The following is a 16,564-nucleotide window of genomic DNA, read 5'->3' as shown; positions in this document are numbered from 1 at the left end:
CAGCCCCGCCAGAACACAGCCCCGCCAGAACACAGCCCCGCCCTCCCTGAGGGGGCCGTCCCCAAGTCCATTCTATCGCCCACCCCCGACAAAAACGGACAAAAAGCAGCCCACCCCGACAGTTGTCCACAACCCGATCGGGTGGGGACGGTCGGCACCGAAACGACAGCCGTTCGTTCCCCGCGCCGACGCCCGCCGACCACCGCCCGGGCGTGCGGTCCTCCACCGCATAGGACACGATCTCAGTCATGCGGGTACTCATCGCGGGATCCGGCGGCCTCATCGGCACCGCACTGGCAACCCGGCTGCGCGAAACCGGCCACGACGTGCGACGGCTCGTGCGCCGGGAGGCGGAGGCGGCCGACGAGCGTGGGTGGGACCCGCCGGCGGCGAGGATCGACGAGGGGGCGTTCGACGGGGTCGACGCCGTGGTGAACCTGTGCGGCGCGCCGCTGTTGCCCGGGCGCTGGAGTGCCATGCGCAAGCAGGTGCTGCTCGACAGCCGCGTCGAGCCGACCGAGGTGCTGGCCGAAGCGGTGGCCGAGCACGGAATCCCGACGCTCGTGAACGCGTCCGCCGTGGGGTTCTACGGCAACACCGGGTCGCACGTCGTCGACGAGACCGCGCAGGCCGGCGGCGGGTTCCTGGCCGAGCTGTGCAGCGCGTGGGAAGACGCGACCGCGCAAGCCGACAAGAACGCCCGCGTCGTGCACCTGCGCACCGGCCTCGTGCTCGCGCGCAAGGGCGGTCTGCTCGACGTGCTGCGGCCGCTGTTCTCCTTCGCGCTCGGTGGCCGCCTCGGCGACGGGCGCCAGTTCATGCCGTGGATCGCGCTCGAGGACGAGGTCGGCGGGATCGTCCACGCGCTCGAGCACGAGACGCTCGCCGGCCCGGTCAACCTCTGCGGCCCCGCGCCCGTGACCAACGCCGAGTTCACCAAGGCCCTCGGCCACGCGGTGAGCCGGCCCGCGCCGTGGTGGGTGCCGGGCTTCGCGCTCAAGGCCGTGCTCGGCGAGGCGGGCGAGGAAATGGCGCTGTACGGCCAACGCGCGCTCCCCCGCCGGCTCGAGCACACGGGTTACGAGTTCCGCCACCGCACGCTCGAAAGCGCGCTGGCCGCCGCGACATGACCGTGCCGCGGGTGCGTTGGCTGGTCACGGGAACCGTCCTGTTCGCCGCGTTCGTGGTGCTCGGCCTGCTCGTGGCGCGCCAACCGCTGCAGATCGACGTGGAGGTCGCCAACGCGTTACGCGGCCAGGACACGCGTCCGGCCGGAGCGGTCGCCGGCGTGGTCACGAACGTGCTCGGGCCGGTGCTGCCGTGGGTGCTCGGCGTCGTCCTGCTCGCCTTCGCGCTGCGGGGCCACGTGAAGCTGTGCCTGAAGCTCGCCGTGGTGCTGCTGGTCTGCCGGCTCATCAGCGTGGTGTTCAAACCGGTTTTCGAGCGCCGGCGTCCGCGCGAGTACCCGGACCTGAGCTACCCCAGCGGGCACGTCGTGTCGGTGGCCACGACCGGCCTGGTCGTGGTGCTGCTGTGCGGGTGGCTCGCGCCGCGGCTCGTGCGCTGGGCCGTCGGCATCGCGGTGGCCGCGACCGCGGTGGCGGCCGCGTGCCGGATCGTGCTGGGTGTGCATTGGGTCACGGACACGATCGGCGCCGCGGTCGCGGTGCTGGGAGCGGGCCTGGTGTCGGCCACAGCACTGCGGCTCGTGCCCTTTCCCGAGCCCGACCGGCGTAGCCTCGACGCGTGAGTTCTTCGACCGATTCCTGCCGTGCCGCCACCGAACCCGTCGTAGTCCGGGAGCTCGGCACGATCGACTACACCGAGGCCTGGGACCTGCAGCGGGAGATCCTCACCGCGCGCGCCGACCGGACCGGACCCGACACCCTGCTGCTGCTGGAACACCCGTCGGTCTACACCGCGGGCAAGCGCACCGAGCCCGAGGACCGGCCGGCCGATGGCACGCCGGTGATCGACGTGGACCGCGGCGGCAAGATCACCTGGCACGGGCCGGGCCAGCTCGTGGGCTACCCGATCCTGGAGCTCGCCGACCCGATCGACGTGATGCACTACGTGCGCCGTCTCGAAGAGGCGCTGATCGTGGTGTGCGAGCAGCTCGGCGTGCACACCGGCCGCGTCGAAGGCCGCAGCGGCGTGTGGATCCCGGCCGACGACCGCGGCATCGAGCGCAAGATCGCCGCCATCGGCATCCGCGTGCAGCGCGGCGTGACCATGCACGGCTTCGAGCTCAACTGCAACGCCGACCTCAGCGCGTTCGACAACATCGTGGCCTGCGGCATCCGCGACGCCGGCGTCACATCGCTGGCGTACGAGCTGCAGCGCGACGTGACCGTGGCCGAGGTGCTGCCGATGGCCCGCGACGCCGTGCTGGCCGCGCTCGAGGGTGAGCTCGTGGTGCGCGACGACCGCTGGCTGCCGCGCCCGGACGCGCCGTCGGCGCCCGGCGTCACCTTCGCCCTGCAGAACTGAGCGAACGCGGGTGGTGGGCCGGGAAAGCCCGCCACCCGCGTTCAGTCACAGCTGCGGTGCCACGTCCGAAGCGATGAATTCGACGTGGTCCAGGTCCTGGAGATCCAGCACCTGCAGGTAAAGCCGCGTGACGCCCGTCTTCTCCCGCCACTGCCCGATGCGGTCCACGACCTGCGCGGGCGTGCCGGCCAGGCCGTTTTCGCGCAGCTCGGCCAGATCGCGCCCGGCCGCCGACGCACGGCGCGCCACTTCGGCGTCGTCGCGGCCGATCGCGACGGTGAGCGCCACCGAACGCAGGATCTCCTTCGGGTCGCGGCCCACGGCCTCGGCCGCGGCGGCCACGCGCTCGAACTGCGCCAGCGCGGCTTCCGGACTCGCGAACGGCAGGTTGAACTCGTCGGCGAAGCGCGCGGCCAGCTCCGGGGTGCGCTTCTTGCCGCCGCCACCGATGATCACCGGCGGCGCGGGCGACTGCACGGGCTTGGGCAGCGCCGGCGAGTCGGCGACGGTGTAGTGCCGGCCGGAGAACGAGAACGTCTCGCCGACCGGCGTCTTCCACAGCCCGGTGATGATCTCCAGCTGCTCCTCGTAGCGGTCGAAGCGCTCCTTCAGCGGCGGCAGCGTGAGGCCGTAGGCGGTGTGCTCGGTGTCGAACCAGCCGGCGCCGAGGCCGAACTCCACGCGCCCGCCCGACATCTGGTCGACCTGCGCCACGGAGATCGCGAGCGGGCCGGGGTGGCGGAAGGTGGCCGCGGTGACGAGCGTGCCGAGCCGGATCCGCTTCGTCTCGCGGGCGAGGCCGGCCAGCGTGAGCCACGCGTCGGTGGGCCCGGGCAGGCCGTCGCCGGCACCCATCTTCAGGTAGTGGTCGCTGCGGAAGAACGCGTCGAAACCGGCGGTTTCGGTCGTCTTGGCGACGCGCAGGAGGTCGTCGTAGGTGGCGCCCTGCTGGGGTTCCGTGAAGATCCTCAAGTCCATGGCGCCAGCCTAGCCACGGCGCCGCTCAGCTCGCCGCCGGTCGCTCCCCCGCCGGCTCGCCGGGCTGGCGCAGGCGCAGCAGCATCCGCACGATCACGTCCTCGATCTGCTCACCGATCTTCTTCGGGTCGGCCGCGCTCGCGATTTCCGTGGCCGCCGAGGACAACGCGCCGAACAGCAGCCGCGCGGTGATGTCCACCGGCACGGGCTCCACCTCGCCGGCGTCCACAAGGGACTGCAGACCGCCGCGCACGAGCCCGAAGCTGCACTGCTCTTCGGCTTCCCGCCAGCGTTCCCAGCCCATCACCACCGGCGCCTCGTGGATCGCGATGCGCTGGTACGCCGGGTCGAGGCAGCTCTTGATGAACGCGTTGAGCGCGCCCAGCACCCGCTCCCACGGCGTGCCGGGGCCCGTCATGATCTTCTCGAGCCGGTCGTAGACCAGGCTTTCCACGGCGTCGAACGCGGCCTCGAACAGCGCCTGCTTACCGCTGAAGTGGTGATACAGCGCGCCCTTCGTCACGCGGGCGCGTTTGGCCACCTCGTCGAGCGAGGTGCCGGCGTAACCGCGTTTCGTGAACAGCTCCACGGCGCTGTCGACCAGGGCGGATCGCGTGGACTCGGAGTAGTCGAGTCGTCTGGACCTCATTGTCGGCACCCTCACAACCTTACGCCGGACGTGGCTCACCATACCCATGGTATGTTCACTTCCGTCAGGTCCGTACCGGGAGTATGCCGCAGACCCGCGGTACGACCCGGGCCACGGAAGGGGAGCCCACACCATGAGCTGGACCGACTTCTACCGACGCCGGGAGATCCTCGAAGCGGCCGTGCGCCACGCGAAGCGCGCCCCCGGTGAGCCGCTCGTGCTCGCCGAGATCCCCGGTGCCGCCGACGTTTTCGGCACCGAAGAACAGCTGCTGCTGGCGCTGCAGTACAAGTGGACGCAGGTGCTCGGGGGGTACCTGCGCGCCGAGCTGGCCGACCCGGAAGACGCCGCCGCCGAGGGTGTCGGCGAGCAGGTCGACACCGTTTCCCGCGCGTGGCGCCGCGCCCAGGCCGAGCACGAGACGCTGCGCGCGATGCTCGACGGCGGGCTGACCCGGTACCCGGCGCTGCTGAACCTCCACGAGGGCGAGCTGCGGATGCTGGCGCTCACGGCGGGGCTGGCCGAGCCCGGCGAGCCCGTCGAGGAGCTCACCCGCGTCGGCTACGCGTTCGATTCGCTGGTGCGCGCCCGCGACCAGCGCGCGGCGGCCCCGGCCCGCCGACGCAGCCCGATGGGCCACCTCCTGCGCCTGCTCGCGCCGAGCGCGTGACCGCGTGGTTACAGCCGTGTAGTTAGGTGTACGCATGAACCGACGGTGGACCGACGCCGAGCTGAGCGACCAGACCGGCCGGACCGTGCTGATCACGGGCGCCAACTCGGGTCTCGGCCTGCGCTCGGCGGAAGTCCTGGCCGCGCACGGCGCGCGGGTGCTGCTCGCGTGCCGCTCGGCCGAGCGGGGCGCCGCTGCCCTCGAGCGCGTGCGGACGCTGGCGTCCGGCGTGGAGCCCGAGCTGGTGCCGCTGGACCTCGCGGACCTGGCGTCGGTGCGCAAGGCCGCCACGACCGTGCGCGAGCTGACCGGCGATGCCCTGGACGTGCTCATGAACAACGCCGGCCTGATGGGCACGCCGCCGGGCCGCACCGTCGACGGCTTCGAGCTGCAGTTCGGCACCAACTACCTCGGGCCGGCCGCGCTCACGTGGCTGCTCATGCCCGCGCTGCGCGGCGCCCCGGCGGCCCGCGTGGTCACGCTGTCGAGCATCGCGGCCACCGGCGCGCGCATCCGCCTGGCGGACCCGAACTTCGAACGCGGCCGGTTCAACACGGGCGCCGCCTACGGGCAGTCGAAGCTCGCGGACCAGATGTTCGGCCTGGAGCTCGACCGGCGCCTGCGCGCGGCCGGTTCCACGGTGCTCAGCGTGGTCGCCCACCCCGGCTACACGTCGACGGGGCTGCAGCCCGCCATGGCGAAGTCGTACAGCAACGCCGTGGCCCGCTACGGCATCCAGGGGATCATGTGGCTCGGCAACCTGCTGGTGGGCCAGGACATCGCGCGCGGCGCCCTGCCGCAGCTCTACGCGGCCACGCAACCCGACGTCTCCGGCGGCGACTACTACGGCCCGGACCGGCTGTTCGGCTCCCGCGGCCACCCCACGAAGGTGCGCCCGCTCGCCCCCGCCCGCGACCTCGCCACGGCGTCCGCATTGTGGGACTTGACGGCCACGTTGACGAACGTCACGCCCGACCCGCAGTAGGCGTTTCGCCCGGTGCTCCGGGCGTAGTGTGGTGGGCGTGACTGCTGCGCCTGAAGGGCGGAAGTTGCTGCGGCTCGAGGTCCGCAACAGCGAGACGCCGATCGAGAAGAAGCCGTCGTGGATCAAGACGAAGGTGCGGATGGGGCCGGAGTTCACTGAACTCAAGGGTTTGGTGCGGCGTGAAGGCTTGCACACTGTCTGTGAGGAAGCTGGTTGTCCCAATATCTACGAGTGCTGGGAGGACCGTGAGGCGACGTTCCTGATCGGTGGTGATCAGTGCACGCGTCGGTGTGATTTCTGTCAGATCGACACGGGCAAGCCGGCCGAGCTGGATCGTACGGAGCCGCGGAAGGTCGCGGAGTCGGTGCAGGCCATGGGTTTGCGTTACTCGACGGTCACCGGCGTCGCGCGTGATGATCTGGCTGATGGTGGTGCGTGGCTCTACGCCGAGACGGTGCGGCAGATCCACGAGCTCAACCCGGGTACGGGTGTGGAGTTGTTGATTCCGGACTTCAATGCGGATCCGGCGCAGTTGGCTGAGGTGTTCGCGTCGCGGCCGGAGGTGTTGGCGCACAACGTGGAGACGGTGCCGCGGATCTTCAAGCGGATCCGTCCCGGGTTCCGGTATGCGCGGTCGTTGGAGGTGATCACGAAGGCGCGTGAGGCCGGGCTGGTCACCAAGTCGAACCTGATCCTGGGGATGGGTGAGACTCCGGACGAGGTCACCGCCGCGATGCGCGACCTGCACGAGGCCGGTTGCGAGATCCTGACGATCACCCAGTACCTGCGCCCCTCCCCACGCCACCACCCGGTGGACCGCTGGGTGAAGCCGGAAGAGTTCGTGGACCACTCGCAGGCCGCCGAAGCCATGGGCTTCGCCGGGGTGATGGCGGGTCCGTTGGTGCGTTCGTCCTACCGTGCGGGTCGGTTGTACGCGCAGACCAAGGCCCACCGTGGTGAGGAGCTGCCGGAGAACCTGGCCCACCTCACCGAGCAGGGCCCCGCGGCCCAGGAAGCGAGCTCGTTGCTCGCGCGTTGATCACCTGCTTGTCGTGAAGGGCCCGCTCGTGGTGAGCGGGCCCTTCGTCGTTTCGCGGCCCCCTACGGGCGACCCCTGGAAAATCACCCAGGTCGAGCCGAACGCCGTGACCGATTCCAAAGAATCAGTAAAGTGACGTTGTGGCTTTGGTAACGGATCTTCTGAACTGGCTGCACGGGCTCCCGGAACCGGGCCTGGTCGCCGCGGCCGGCGGGCTCGTGTTCGCCGAGTGCACGATCGGGCTGGGGTTCCTCGTGCCCGGTGAGTCGGCGCTGCTGGTCGCGGCGACGACGGCGACCACCACACCGCGGTTCCTCACGCTGTGGGCCGTGGTCACGGTGTGCGCGGCACTCGGCGATTCCGTCGGTTACCTGCTCGGGCGGAGGTTCGGGCCGCGGCTGCGGGAGACGAAGCTGATCCGCAAGTACGGCCTCGACGCGTGGGACAAAGCCGCTGCCGTGCTCGAAAAACGGGGGGCGTGGGCGGTGTTCTTCGCGCGGTTCCTGCCGGTGCTGCGGACGTTGACGCCGTCCGCGGCGGGGGCGTCGCGGCTGCCGTTCCGGAAGTTCCTGCCGGCGACGGTCGCGGGGGCGCTGTGCTGGTCGCTCGTGCACATCAGCCTCGGGGCGGCGCTCGGCGAGGCGGCGAAGAAGGTGGAGGGCGCGCTCAACACCGGTTTCCTCGTGGTGGCGGCGCTGGCGGTCGGGGTGCTGGTGTTCTTCCTGTTGCGGCTGAAAAAACGCAAAGCGCTCGCCGAGAAGCCCGTCGAGGAACCCGTGCACGCCACCGAGTGATCTCCTCGGTTCCGGGCACCCGTGAGCGTTCCCGCGAATTACCGTGGACCGCATGACCCCACTCGATCTTCCCGGGCCGGTGGCGTTCGTGCTGGGCGGCGGCGGGAGCCTGGGCGCGCTGCAGATCGGGATGCTGCGCGCGCTGGACGAGGCCGGCGTGACCCCCGACCTCGTGGTGGGCACGTCGGTGGGCTCGCTCAACGCGGCCGTGCTCGCACTGCCCGGCGCCGATCGGCTCGGGCGCCTGCACGAGATCTGGAAGCACATGACCAAGCACGAGGCCTTTCCCGGCGGCGTGTTCAGCCAAGTGCGCACCCTGCGTCACAGCAAGACGAACCTGTTCCCCAACACCGGCCTCACGAAGATCATCGACGACCACCTCGGCCCCGGCCGGTGCTTCGAGGACCTCGAATTGCCGCTCGGCGTGGTGACCACGGACGTCGAGACGGCCGAGCCGGTGTTGTTCCGCAGCGGGCCGGTGCGGGAGCCGCTGCTGGCCAGCTGCGCGATCCCGGGGATCTACCCGCCGGTGGAGGTCGAGGGCCGGCTGCTCTACGACGGCGGCCTGGTGGCCAACGTGCCGATGCGCCAGGCGCTCGCGATGGGCGCGAAATCGCTCGTGGTGCTCGACTGCGCGTTTCCCGGCAAAATGCCCGGCGCGCCGAGCACGTTCGCCGAGGTGATGATGTTCACCGCGTTGATCAGCATGCGCAACCAGGCGGCCCTGGAGGCGCCGGCGGCGGCGCGGCGCGCGCCCGTGGTCTACCTGCCCGGGCCGGCTCCGGTGCGGGTCAGCCCGCTGGACTTCACCCGGACGGACCAGCTGGCCGACGAGGCCTACCGCTCGGCCCGCGATTACCTGAAGGAACTCGTGGTCGACGGGCCCGGTCTGTACGGCGCTCCGGGGCTCGTCACGGCGTGATCCACGCCACTGCGATGCACCTATCCGCTGCGTGAGGCGTCTTCTCGATCGCGTAGTTTTGGAATGGAAGAAGCCTGCCGGCCCGCGATACCCCGCAAAAGAGACAAAATGTTCCCGAAGAAGACTTTCCTTTCGGTTGCCGGAATTCTCGCGGCAACCCTGCTGGTTTCGGCGTGCTCGTCCGGTGGGGACACCGGCGGCAGCGCGTCGCCCGTGACCCCCGGTGGCACGAGCGCGGCCACGGACGCGACGCCGGCGACGGTGTCGATCGACCCGGCCAACGCCACCGGCATCAGCCCGACCACACCGATCGTCGTCAAGGCCGCCAACGGCAAGCTGACCGACGTCACGGTGACCAACTCCAAGGGGAAGACCGTCGCCGGCAAGCTCGCGACGGACGGCACCAGCTGGACCAACACCGAGGTGCTCGGTTACGCCGGCACCTACAAGGTCGTGGCGCACGCCCAGGGCACCGACGGCAAGCCGGTGGAGAAGGACGGTGACATCACCACGGTGTCGCCGAAGAAGCAGGCGAACGCGAACCTGATCCCGGCGCCGTCGGCCGTGAAGTCCACCGGCGTGGGCGTGGGGCAGCCGATCGTGTTCAGCTTCGCCACTGCGGTGAAGAACAAGGCCGCCGTGGAGAAGGCGCTGTCGGTGGAGTCTTCGCCGAAGCAGGACGGCAGCTGGTACTGGATGGACGACAAGAACGTCCACTACCGGCCGAAGGAATACTGGCAGCCGAACACCACGCTCACCGTCACGGCGAAGATCTACGGCGTCGACTTCGGCAACGGCGTGTTCGGCGCCGAGGACCGCACCGAGACCTACAAGGTGCACGACTCCTGGATCGCCAAGGCCGACGGCAACACCGAGCAGATGCAGATCTTCCACAACGGCTCGATGGTGAAGACCATGCCGATCTCCATGGGCAAGGACGCCACGCCCACCCACCTGGGCCCGCACGTGATCTCGTTCAAGTCGGCGAACTACACCATGGACTCCTGCACCTACGGCGTCTGCCCGCCCGACCCGAAGGCGTACCGCTCCGACGAGAAGTTCTCCGAGCGCATCTCCAACGACGGCGAGTTCGTGCACGAGAACCCGAACAGCGTCGGCCAGCAGGGCAGCTCCAACGTGTCCCACGGCTGCATCAACCTCAACGCCGCCAACGCCTCCTGGTTCTTCCAGAACTTCGGCCTCGGCGACGTCGTAGAGGTCACCAACTCCGGCGGCCCGCAGCTCCCGGTGTGGGACCTGTACGGCGACTGGTCGAAGTCCTGGGCGGACTGGCAGAAGGGCTCGGCTCTCTGAGCTGAGTCCCGGGTTTCGCCTCGGGAACGGGGTTTTTGGGGTCAGGCCGGAAAGGCGCCGGAGCGAATCGCTCCGGCGCCTTTCTTGTTGTCTTTTTCCAGCGGAGTGCGGCGGGCCGGTCTTGGTGGCTTTTGAGCGGACATCAACCGGCTGGGCTTGCTGCCTTCTACGGCCGACGTCGCCGGGCTGGCCTCTTCACCTTCTGAGCGGACTTTGCCGGCGGACATTGCCGGGCTGCACTTGCTGCCTCTTGAACGGGCACCGCCAGGCTGGTCTTGCCTTCTGTTGAGCCGACTCGCCAAGCTGAGCTTGCTGCCTTTTGAACGGACGTCACCGGGCTGCTAACTTCCGCCTCATGCCGGACACCCTTCGCACCCTGCTGACCGACGCCACCGACGGGGCCCTCCTGTTCGGCATCACGCCGCCGCGCCTGAGCACCTCGCGCGAGCGCATCCGCGAGATCACCGCGGCCACGCTCGCGCGCCTGGCCCCCCTGGCCGTCGATGGCCTGGCCCTCTACGACATCGACGACGAAAGCGACCGCAACCCGGACGAGCGGCCGTTCCCCTACCTGCCGACGCTGGACCCCGCCGAGTACCACGCGGACTACCTCGGCGACTGGACGCGCCCGGCCGTGATCTACCGCTGCGTCGGCAAGTACTCAGAGCTCCAGCTGCGCACCTGGCTGGAGAATGCCGACCCGGCCCGCACCCTCACCGTCTTCGTCGGCGCCTCTTCCCACGACAAGGCCGTGCGGACCCGCCTCTCCACCGCGCAGGCGTTGCGCCAGTCGGTGCGCCCCGACCTGATGCTCGGCGGCGTCGCCATCACCGAACGGCCGGACGAGTACGCCCGCCTGATCACCAAGCACCAGGCCGGCTGCGCCTACTTCATCTCCCAGGTGATCTACAGCGCGGACGCCGCGAAGAACATGGTCTCGGACTACTACTACGCCTGCCTCGAGCGCGGCCTCACGCCCCGCCCGGTGCTGTTCACGCTGTCCGTGTGCGGCTCCCTGAAGACACTGGCCTTCCTGAAGTGGCTGGGCGTTCACGTGCCGCGCTGGCTGGAAAACTCCCTGCGCCACGCGGACGACACGCTGGCCGAGTCCTACGCCCAGTGCCTGGCGAATGCCCGGGAGCTGGCGGCGTTCTGCCGGAAGCTGGGGATGCCGTTCGGCTTCCTGGTGGAGAGCGTCTCGATCCGCAAGACGGAGATCGACGCCGCGGTGAACCTGGCCGGCGAGCTGAGCACGCTGCTGGGCCGGGGCGAGTCTGTATGACCGCCGGCCGCGTGTAGGGCCGGGACAAACCCCGCCCTACACAGGGTTCTGCCGGCTGAGGCCGTAAATAGAAGTAGGCCCCGGGAGAACCATCAGGTTCTCAACCGGGGCCTACATCCTACATTTAGTTCGGCGGCGTCCTACTCTCCCACAACCCTTCGGTTGCAGTACCATCGGCGCTACCAGGCTTAGCTTCCGGGTTCGGAATGGGACCGGGCGTTTCCCTGGCGCTATAACCACCGAAACACTACGAAACAACACACACCGCGTGACCTGTTTCCGTCACCGGTGTGGTGTTTCAGAACCGTAGAGTGGATGCGTAACATCTTTGTAGGCAAGTCCTCGGCCTATTAGTACCAGTCAACTCAACAACACATTACTGTGCTTCCATTTCTGGCCTATCAACCCAATCGTCTATTGGGGGCCTTAACCCACAAAGGGTGGGATACCTCATCTTGGAACAGGCTTCCCGCTTAGATGCCTTCAGCGGTTATCCCTTCCGAACGTGGCCAACCAGCCATGCCCCTGGCGGGACAACTGGCACACCAGAGGTTCGTCCGTCCCGGTCCTCTCGTACTAGGGACAGCCTTCCTCAAGTATCCTACGCGCGCGGCGGATAGGGACCGAACTGTCTCACGACGTTCTAAACCCAGCTCGCGTGCCGCTTTAATGGGCGAACAGCCCAACCCTTGGGACCTACTCCGGCCCCAGGATGCGACGAGCCGACATCGAGGTGCCAAACCATGCCGTCGATATGGACTCTTGGGCAAGATCAGCCTGTTATCCCCGGGGTACCTTTTATCCGTTGAGCGACACCCCTTCCACCAGGTGGTGCCGGATCACTAGTCCCGACTTTCGTCCCTGCTCGACATGTCTGTCTCACAGTCAAGCTCCCTTGTGCACTTGCACTCAACACCTGATTGCCAACCAGGCTGAGGGAACCTTTGGGCGCCTCCGTTACTCTTTAGGAGGCAACCGCCCCAGTTAAACTACCCATCAGGCACTGTCCCTGAACCAGATCATGGCCCGAGGTTCAGATTCCCAATTCGACCAGAGTGGTATTTCAACAATGACTCCACGATAACTAGCGTCACCGCTTCACAGTCTCCCACCTATCCTACACAAGCCGAACCGAAAACCAATACCAAACTATAGTAAAGGTCCCGGGGTCTTTCCGTCCTGCCGCGCGTAACGAGCATCTTTACTCGTAGTGCAATTTCGCCGGGCCTGTGGTTGAGACAGCCGGAAAGTCGTTACGCCATTCGTGCAGGTCGGAACTTACCCGACAAGGAATTTCGCTACCTTAGGATGGTTATAGTTACCACCGCCGTTTACTGGCGCTTAAATTCTCAGCTTCACCCCCGAAGGGATTAACCGGTCCTCTTAACGTTCCAGCACCGGGCAGGCGTCAGTCCATATACATCGTCTTGCGACTTCGCATGGACCTGTGTTTTTAGTAAACAGTCGCTTTCCGCTGGTCTCTGCGGCCACCCACCCCTAGCCAGTAAATGGCTTCAAGGTGTTTGGCCCCCCTTCTCCCGAAGTTACGGGGGCATTTTGCCGAGTTCCTTAACCACAGTTCACCCGATCGCCTTGGTATTCTCTACCTGACCACCTGTGTTGGTTTGGGGTACGGGCCGTGCATGCACTCACTAGAGGCTTTTCTCGGCAGCATAGGATCACCCTCTTCGCCTCAAACGGCTACGCATCACGTCTCAGCCTATTGCCATGCGGATTTGCCTACATGACGGCCTACACGCTTACACCAGGACAACCATCGCCTGGCGGAGCTACCTTCCTGCGTCACCCCATCGCTTGACTACTACAGAATCAGATCCCACGCTCCACACACACCATTCACCCGAAGGCTTCAAGCATGGCTTTGGGTGGTTAGTATCAACTGCCTCATCATGGGCGCACATGCTCGGGTACGGGAATATCAACCCGTTGTCCATCGACTACGCCTGTCGGCCTCGCCTTAGGTCCCGACTTACCCTGGGCGGATTAGCCTGGCCCAGGAACCCTTGGTCATCCGGCGGCAGAGTTTCTCACTCTGCATTCGCTACTCATGCCTGCATTCTCACTCCCACACCCTCCACGACTCGCTTACGCGGCCGCTTCACCGGGCGCAGGACGCTCCCCTACCCATCACAACGATCGTTAGACCTAATGTTGCAATGACACAGCTTCGGCGGTGTGCTTAAGCCCCGCTACATTGTCGGCGCAGGACCACTTGACCAGTGAGCTATTACGCACTCTTTCAAGGGTGGCTGCTTCTAAGCCAACCTCCTGGTTGTCTGGGCAATCCCACATCCTTTCCCACTGAGCACACACTTAGGGGCCTTAGCTGGTGTTCTGGGCTGTTTCCCTCTCGACGACGAAGCTTATCCCCCGCCGTCTCACTGCCACGCTCTCACACTACGGTATTCGGAGTTTGGTTGATTTCGGTAACCCGGTAAGGCCCCTAGACCATCCAGTAGCTCTACCCCCGCAGTGAAACACGTGACGCTGCACCTAAATGCATTTCGGGGAGAACCAGCTATCACGGAGTTTGATTGGCCTTTCACCCCTACCCACAGCTCATCCCCTCAGTTTTCAACCTAAGTGGGTTCGGGCCTCCACGACGTCTTACCGTCGCTTCACCCTGGCCATGGGTAGATCACTCCGCTTCGGGTCTAGACCACGCGACTCAATCGCCCTATTCAGACTCGCTTTCGCTACGGCTACCCCACACGGGTTAACCTCGCCACGCAGCACTAACTCGCAGGCTCATTCTTCAAAAGGCACGCCATCACTCGAAAGCTCTGACGGCTTGTAGGCACACGGTTTCAGGTACTCTTTCACTCCCCTCCCGGGGTACTTTTCATCTTTCCCTCACGGTACTCGTCCGCTATCGGTCTTCAGGAAGTATTTAGGCTTACCGGGTGGTCCCGGCAGATTCACAGCAAATTCCACGAGCTCGCTGCTACTCGGGAACACCACCACACAACACAAACACAGTTTTCGCGTACGGGGCTCTCACCCACTCCGGCCGCCCATCCCAAGGCGTTCCACTAACCATGCCGCATCATGCCCAGAGTGTCAGCCCTGAGAAGATGGGTCCCACAACACCGCCTACACAACCCCTGACAGGTATCACATGCAAACGGTTTAGCCTCTTCCGCTTTCGCTCGCCACTACTCACGGAATCACTTTTGTTTTCTCTTCCTACGGGTACTGAGATGTTTCACTTCCCCGCGTTCCCTCCACACGCCCTATATATTCAGGCGCGGGTAACACCACATCACTGGTGCTGGGTTTCCCCATTCGGAAATCCTCGGATCACAGCTCGGTTGACAGCTCCCCGAGGCTTATCGCAGCCTCCTACGTCCTTCATCGGCTCCTGAAGCCAAGACATCCACCATGTGCCCTTAACAACTTGACCACAAAGATGCTCGCATCCACTCTACAGTTCTCAAACACCACACCAGAAACAAACCACGTTCCGGGGCAAGCGCCCCAAGGCGTGTTGCCTCAGGACCCAACAGTGTGCACAGCGAACAATCACTTCCCCAGGCGCCGGCCCTCCGTTCCACGACCGCAAGCGATCAGTACTAGAAGAGGTTTTGCCAACCAGAAGTGACCATAACCAGTAGTTCCACAATTCCTTGAGCAACCGGAACAAGCACACATTCGGCACTTGAGTTCCAGCCACCCCACGCTCTGGTTCCGGGTATCCCGGGAACGTGGATGTGTTGTGCTCCTTAGAAAGGAGGTGATCCAGCCGCACCTTCCGGTACGGCTACCTTGTTACGACTTCGTCCCAATCGCCAGTCCCACCTTCGACCACTCCCTCCCTTACGGGTTGGGCCATGGGCTTCGGGTGTTACCGACTTTCATGACGTGACGGGCGGTGTGTACAAGGCCCGGGAACGTATTCACCGCAGCGTTGCTGATCTGCGATTACTAGCGACTCCGACTTCACGCAGTCGAGTTGCAGACTGCGATCCGAACTGAGACCGGCTTTAAGGGATTCGCTCCACCTCGCGGTATCGCAGCCCTCTGTACCAGCCATTGTAGCATGTGTGAAGCCCTGGACATAAGGGGCATGATGACTTGACGTCATCCCCACCTTCCTCCGAGTTGACCCCGGCAGTCTCCCACGAGTCCCCGCCATAACGCGCTGGCAACGTAGGATAAGGGTTGCGCTCGTTGCGGGACTTAACCCAACATCTCACGACACGAGCTGACGACAGCCATGCACCACCTGTACACCAACCACAAGGGAAGCCCCATCTCTGGGGATGTCTGGCGCATGTCAAGCCCAGGTAAGGTTCTTCGCGTTGCATCGAATTAATCCACATGCTCCGCCGCTTGTGCGGGCCCCCGTCAATTCCTTTGAGTTTTAGCCTTGCGGCCGTACTCCCCAGGCGGGGCGCTTAATGCGTTAGCTACGGCACGGACAACGTGGATGTCGCCCACACCTAGCGCCCAACGTTTACAGCGTGGACTACCAGGGTATCTAATCCTGTTCGCTCCCCACGCTTTCGCTCCTCAGCGTCAGTATCGGCCCAGAGACCCGCCTTCGCCACCGGTGTTCCTCCTGATATCTGCGCATTTCACCGCTACACCAGGAATTCCAGTCTCCCCTACCGAACTCAAGTCTGCCCGTATCGACCGCACGCTCCACGTTAAGCGTGGAGATTTCACGGCCGACGCGACAAACCGCCTACGAGCTCTTTACGCCCAATAATTCCGGACAACGCTCGCACCCTACGTATTACCGCGGCTGCTGGCACGTAGTTAGCCGGTGCTTCTTATCCAGGTACCGTCACTTGCGCTTCGTCCCTGGCGAAAGAGGTTTACAACCCGAAGGCCGTCATCCCTCACGCGGCGTCGCTGCATCAGGCTTGCGCCCATTGTGCAATATTCCCCACTGCTGCCTCCCGTAGGAGTCTGGGCCGTGTCTCAGTCCCAGTGTGGCCGGTCACCCTCTCAGGCCGGCTACCCGTCGTCGCCTTGGTAGGCCATCACCCCACCAACAAGCTGATAGGCCGCGGGTTCATCCTGCACCGCCAGAACTTTCAACCCCCTCAGATGCCTGAGGAAGTGATATCCGGTATTAGACCCCGTTTCCAAGGCTTATCCCAGAGTGCAGGGCAGATTACCCACGTGTTACTCACCCGTTCGCCACTCATCCACACCCGAAAGTGTTTCAGCGTTCGACTTGCATGTGTTAAGCACGCCGCCAGCGTTCGTCCTGAGCCAGGATCAAACTCTCCAACAATGAACAGTTTGATCGAGACTATTCTCAATCATATTCTCAAAGGAACCTCATACGAGGTTACATATAAGCTCTACTGGCTTAGTTCACTAGCACACTGTTGAGTTCTCAAGCAACACACCGCAACCCAGCCCACCCAGCAGGCAAACCAGATCACCGCGTTGTTTCAAGCTATTTT

12 protein-coding genes and 3 rRNA genes are annotated in these 16,564 nt (G+C 65.5%); 10 read left to right on the top strand and 5 right to left on the bottom strand.

The features are described from left to right. Window positions 1-248: 248 nt before the first annotated feature. From VSH64_RS00075 to lipB, 3 genes are read left to right on the top strand one after another with little or no spacing between them, the layout of a single operon-like run. The gene (locus VSH64_RS00075) at window positions 249-1,130 is read left to right on the top strand and encodes a TIGR01777 family oxidoreductase (RefSeq protein ID WP_326569493.1); all 882 of its coding nucleotides are present in this window, start codon (window positions 249-251) and stop codon (window positions 1,128-1,130) included. Continuing rightward, window positions 1,127-1,750 carry a phosphatase PAP2 family protein gene (locus VSH64_RS00070; RefSeq protein ID WP_326569492.1) on the top strand — a complete coding sequence of 208 codons (624 nt, stop codon included), beginning with the start codon at window positions 1,127-1,129 and terminating at the stop codon, window positions 1,748-1,750. The genes VSH64_RS00075 and VSH64_RS00070 overlap by 4 nt, the downstream gene beginning before the upstream one ends. Next, a complete protein-coding gene (lipB, locus tag VSH64_RS00065; protein WP_326569491.1) occupies window positions 1,747-2,490 on the top strand; it encodes a lipoyl(octanoyl) transferase LipB in 744 nt (247 codons plus the stop codon). The genes VSH64_RS00070 and lipB overlap by 4 nt, the downstream gene beginning before the upstream one ends. Window positions 2,491-2,535: 45 nt before the next feature. On the opposite strand, the gene VSH64_RS00060 is transcribed toward lipB, so the two are convergent. Beyond that, window positions 2,536-3,468: an LLM class F420-dependent oxidoreductase gene (locus tag VSH64_RS00060; RefSeq protein ID WP_326569490.1), complete on the bottom strand. Its 933-nt coding sequence runs from the start codon at window positions 3,466-3,468 to the stop codon at window positions 2,536-2,538. Window positions 3,469-3,493: 25 nt separating this feature from the next. Further along, a complete protein-coding gene (locus VSH64_RS00055; protein WP_326569489.1) occupies window positions 3,494-4,117 on the bottom strand; it encodes a TetR/AcrR family transcriptional regulator in 624 nt (207 codons plus the stop codon). 133 nt (window positions 4,118-4,250) lie between these two features. On the opposite strand from VSH64_RS00055, the gene VSH64_RS00050 reads away from it, so the two are divergent. The 7 genes from VSH64_RS00050 (at window position 4,251) to VSH64_RS00020 (ending at window position 11,123) form a co-directional block, all read left to right on the top strand. Continuing rightward, window positions 4,251-4,787 (top strand): hypothetical protein, encoded by a 537-nt coding sequence (locus VSH64_RS00050; RefSeq protein ID WP_326569488.1) that lies wholly within the window; start codon window positions 4,251-4,253, stop codon window positions 4,785-4,787. 34 nt (window positions 4,788-4,821) lie between these two features. Then, entirely contained in the window at window positions 4,822-5,772 is a 951-nt protein-coding gene (locus VSH64_RS00045; protein WP_326569487.1) for an oxidoreductase, read from the top strand. 37 nt (window positions 5,773-5,809) lie between these two features. After that, window positions 5,810-6,811: a lipoyl synthase gene (gene lipA, locus VSH64_RS00040; RefSeq protein ID WP_326837855.1), complete on the top strand. Its 1,002-nt coding sequence runs from the start codon at window positions 5,810-5,812 to the stop codon at window positions 6,809-6,811. 140 nt (window positions 6,812-6,951) lie between these two features. Next, window positions 6,952-7,605: a DedA family protein gene (locus VSH64_RS00035; protein ID WP_326569486.1), complete on the top strand. Its 654-nt coding sequence runs from the start codon at window positions 6,952-6,954 to the stop codon at window positions 7,603-7,605. Window positions 7,606-7,657: 52 nt separating this feature from the next. Continuing rightward, complete coding sequence (locus VSH64_RS00030; RefSeq protein ID WP_326569485.1) at window positions 7,658-8,527, top strand: patatin-like phospholipase family protein; 870 nt, start codon at window positions 7,658-7,660, stop codon at window positions 8,525-8,527. Window positions 8,528-8,635: 108 nt separating this feature from the next. Further along, window positions 8,636-9,841: a L,D-transpeptidase gene (locus tag VSH64_RS00025; RefSeq protein WP_326569484.1), complete on the top strand. Its 1,206-nt coding sequence runs from the start codon at window positions 8,636-8,638 to the stop codon at window positions 9,839-9,841. A gap of 355 nt (window positions 9,842-10,196) precedes the next feature. Continuing rightward, complete coding sequence (locus VSH64_RS00020; protein WP_326569483.1) at window positions 10,197-11,123, top strand: methylenetetrahydrofolate reductase; 927 nt, start codon at window positions 10,197-10,199, stop codon at window positions 11,121-11,123. A gap of 127 nt (window positions 11,124-11,250) precedes the next feature. Here VSH64_RS00020 and rrf read toward each other — a convergent pair. From rrf to VSH64_RS00005, 3 genes are all read right to left on the bottom strand, one after another. Further along, window positions 11,251-11,367: ribosomal RNA gene (gene rrf, locus VSH64_RS00015) — 5S ribosomal RNA — on the bottom strand. Window positions 11,368-11,453: 86 nt separating this feature from the next. Next, window positions 11,454-14,547 (bottom strand): 23S ribosomal RNA (locus VSH64_RS00010). Between the two features lie 323 nt (window positions 14,548-14,870). Continuing rightward, a 16S ribosomal RNA gene (locus tag VSH64_RS00005) occupies window positions 14,871-16,389 on the bottom strand. The 16S, 23S and 5S rRNA genes sit together here, the layout of an rRNA operon. Between the last annotated feature and the right edge of the window lie 175 nt (window positions 16,390-16,564).

Source organism: Amycolatopsis rhabdoformis (genome assembly GCF_035918295.1).
Lineage (GTDB): Bacteria > Actinomycetota > Actinomycetes > Mycobacteriales > Pseudonocardiaceae > Amycolatopsis > Amycolatopsis rhabdoformis.
Note: the sequence above shows the minus strand (reverse complement) of the source record. Positions and strands in the feature narration are given on the sequence as shown.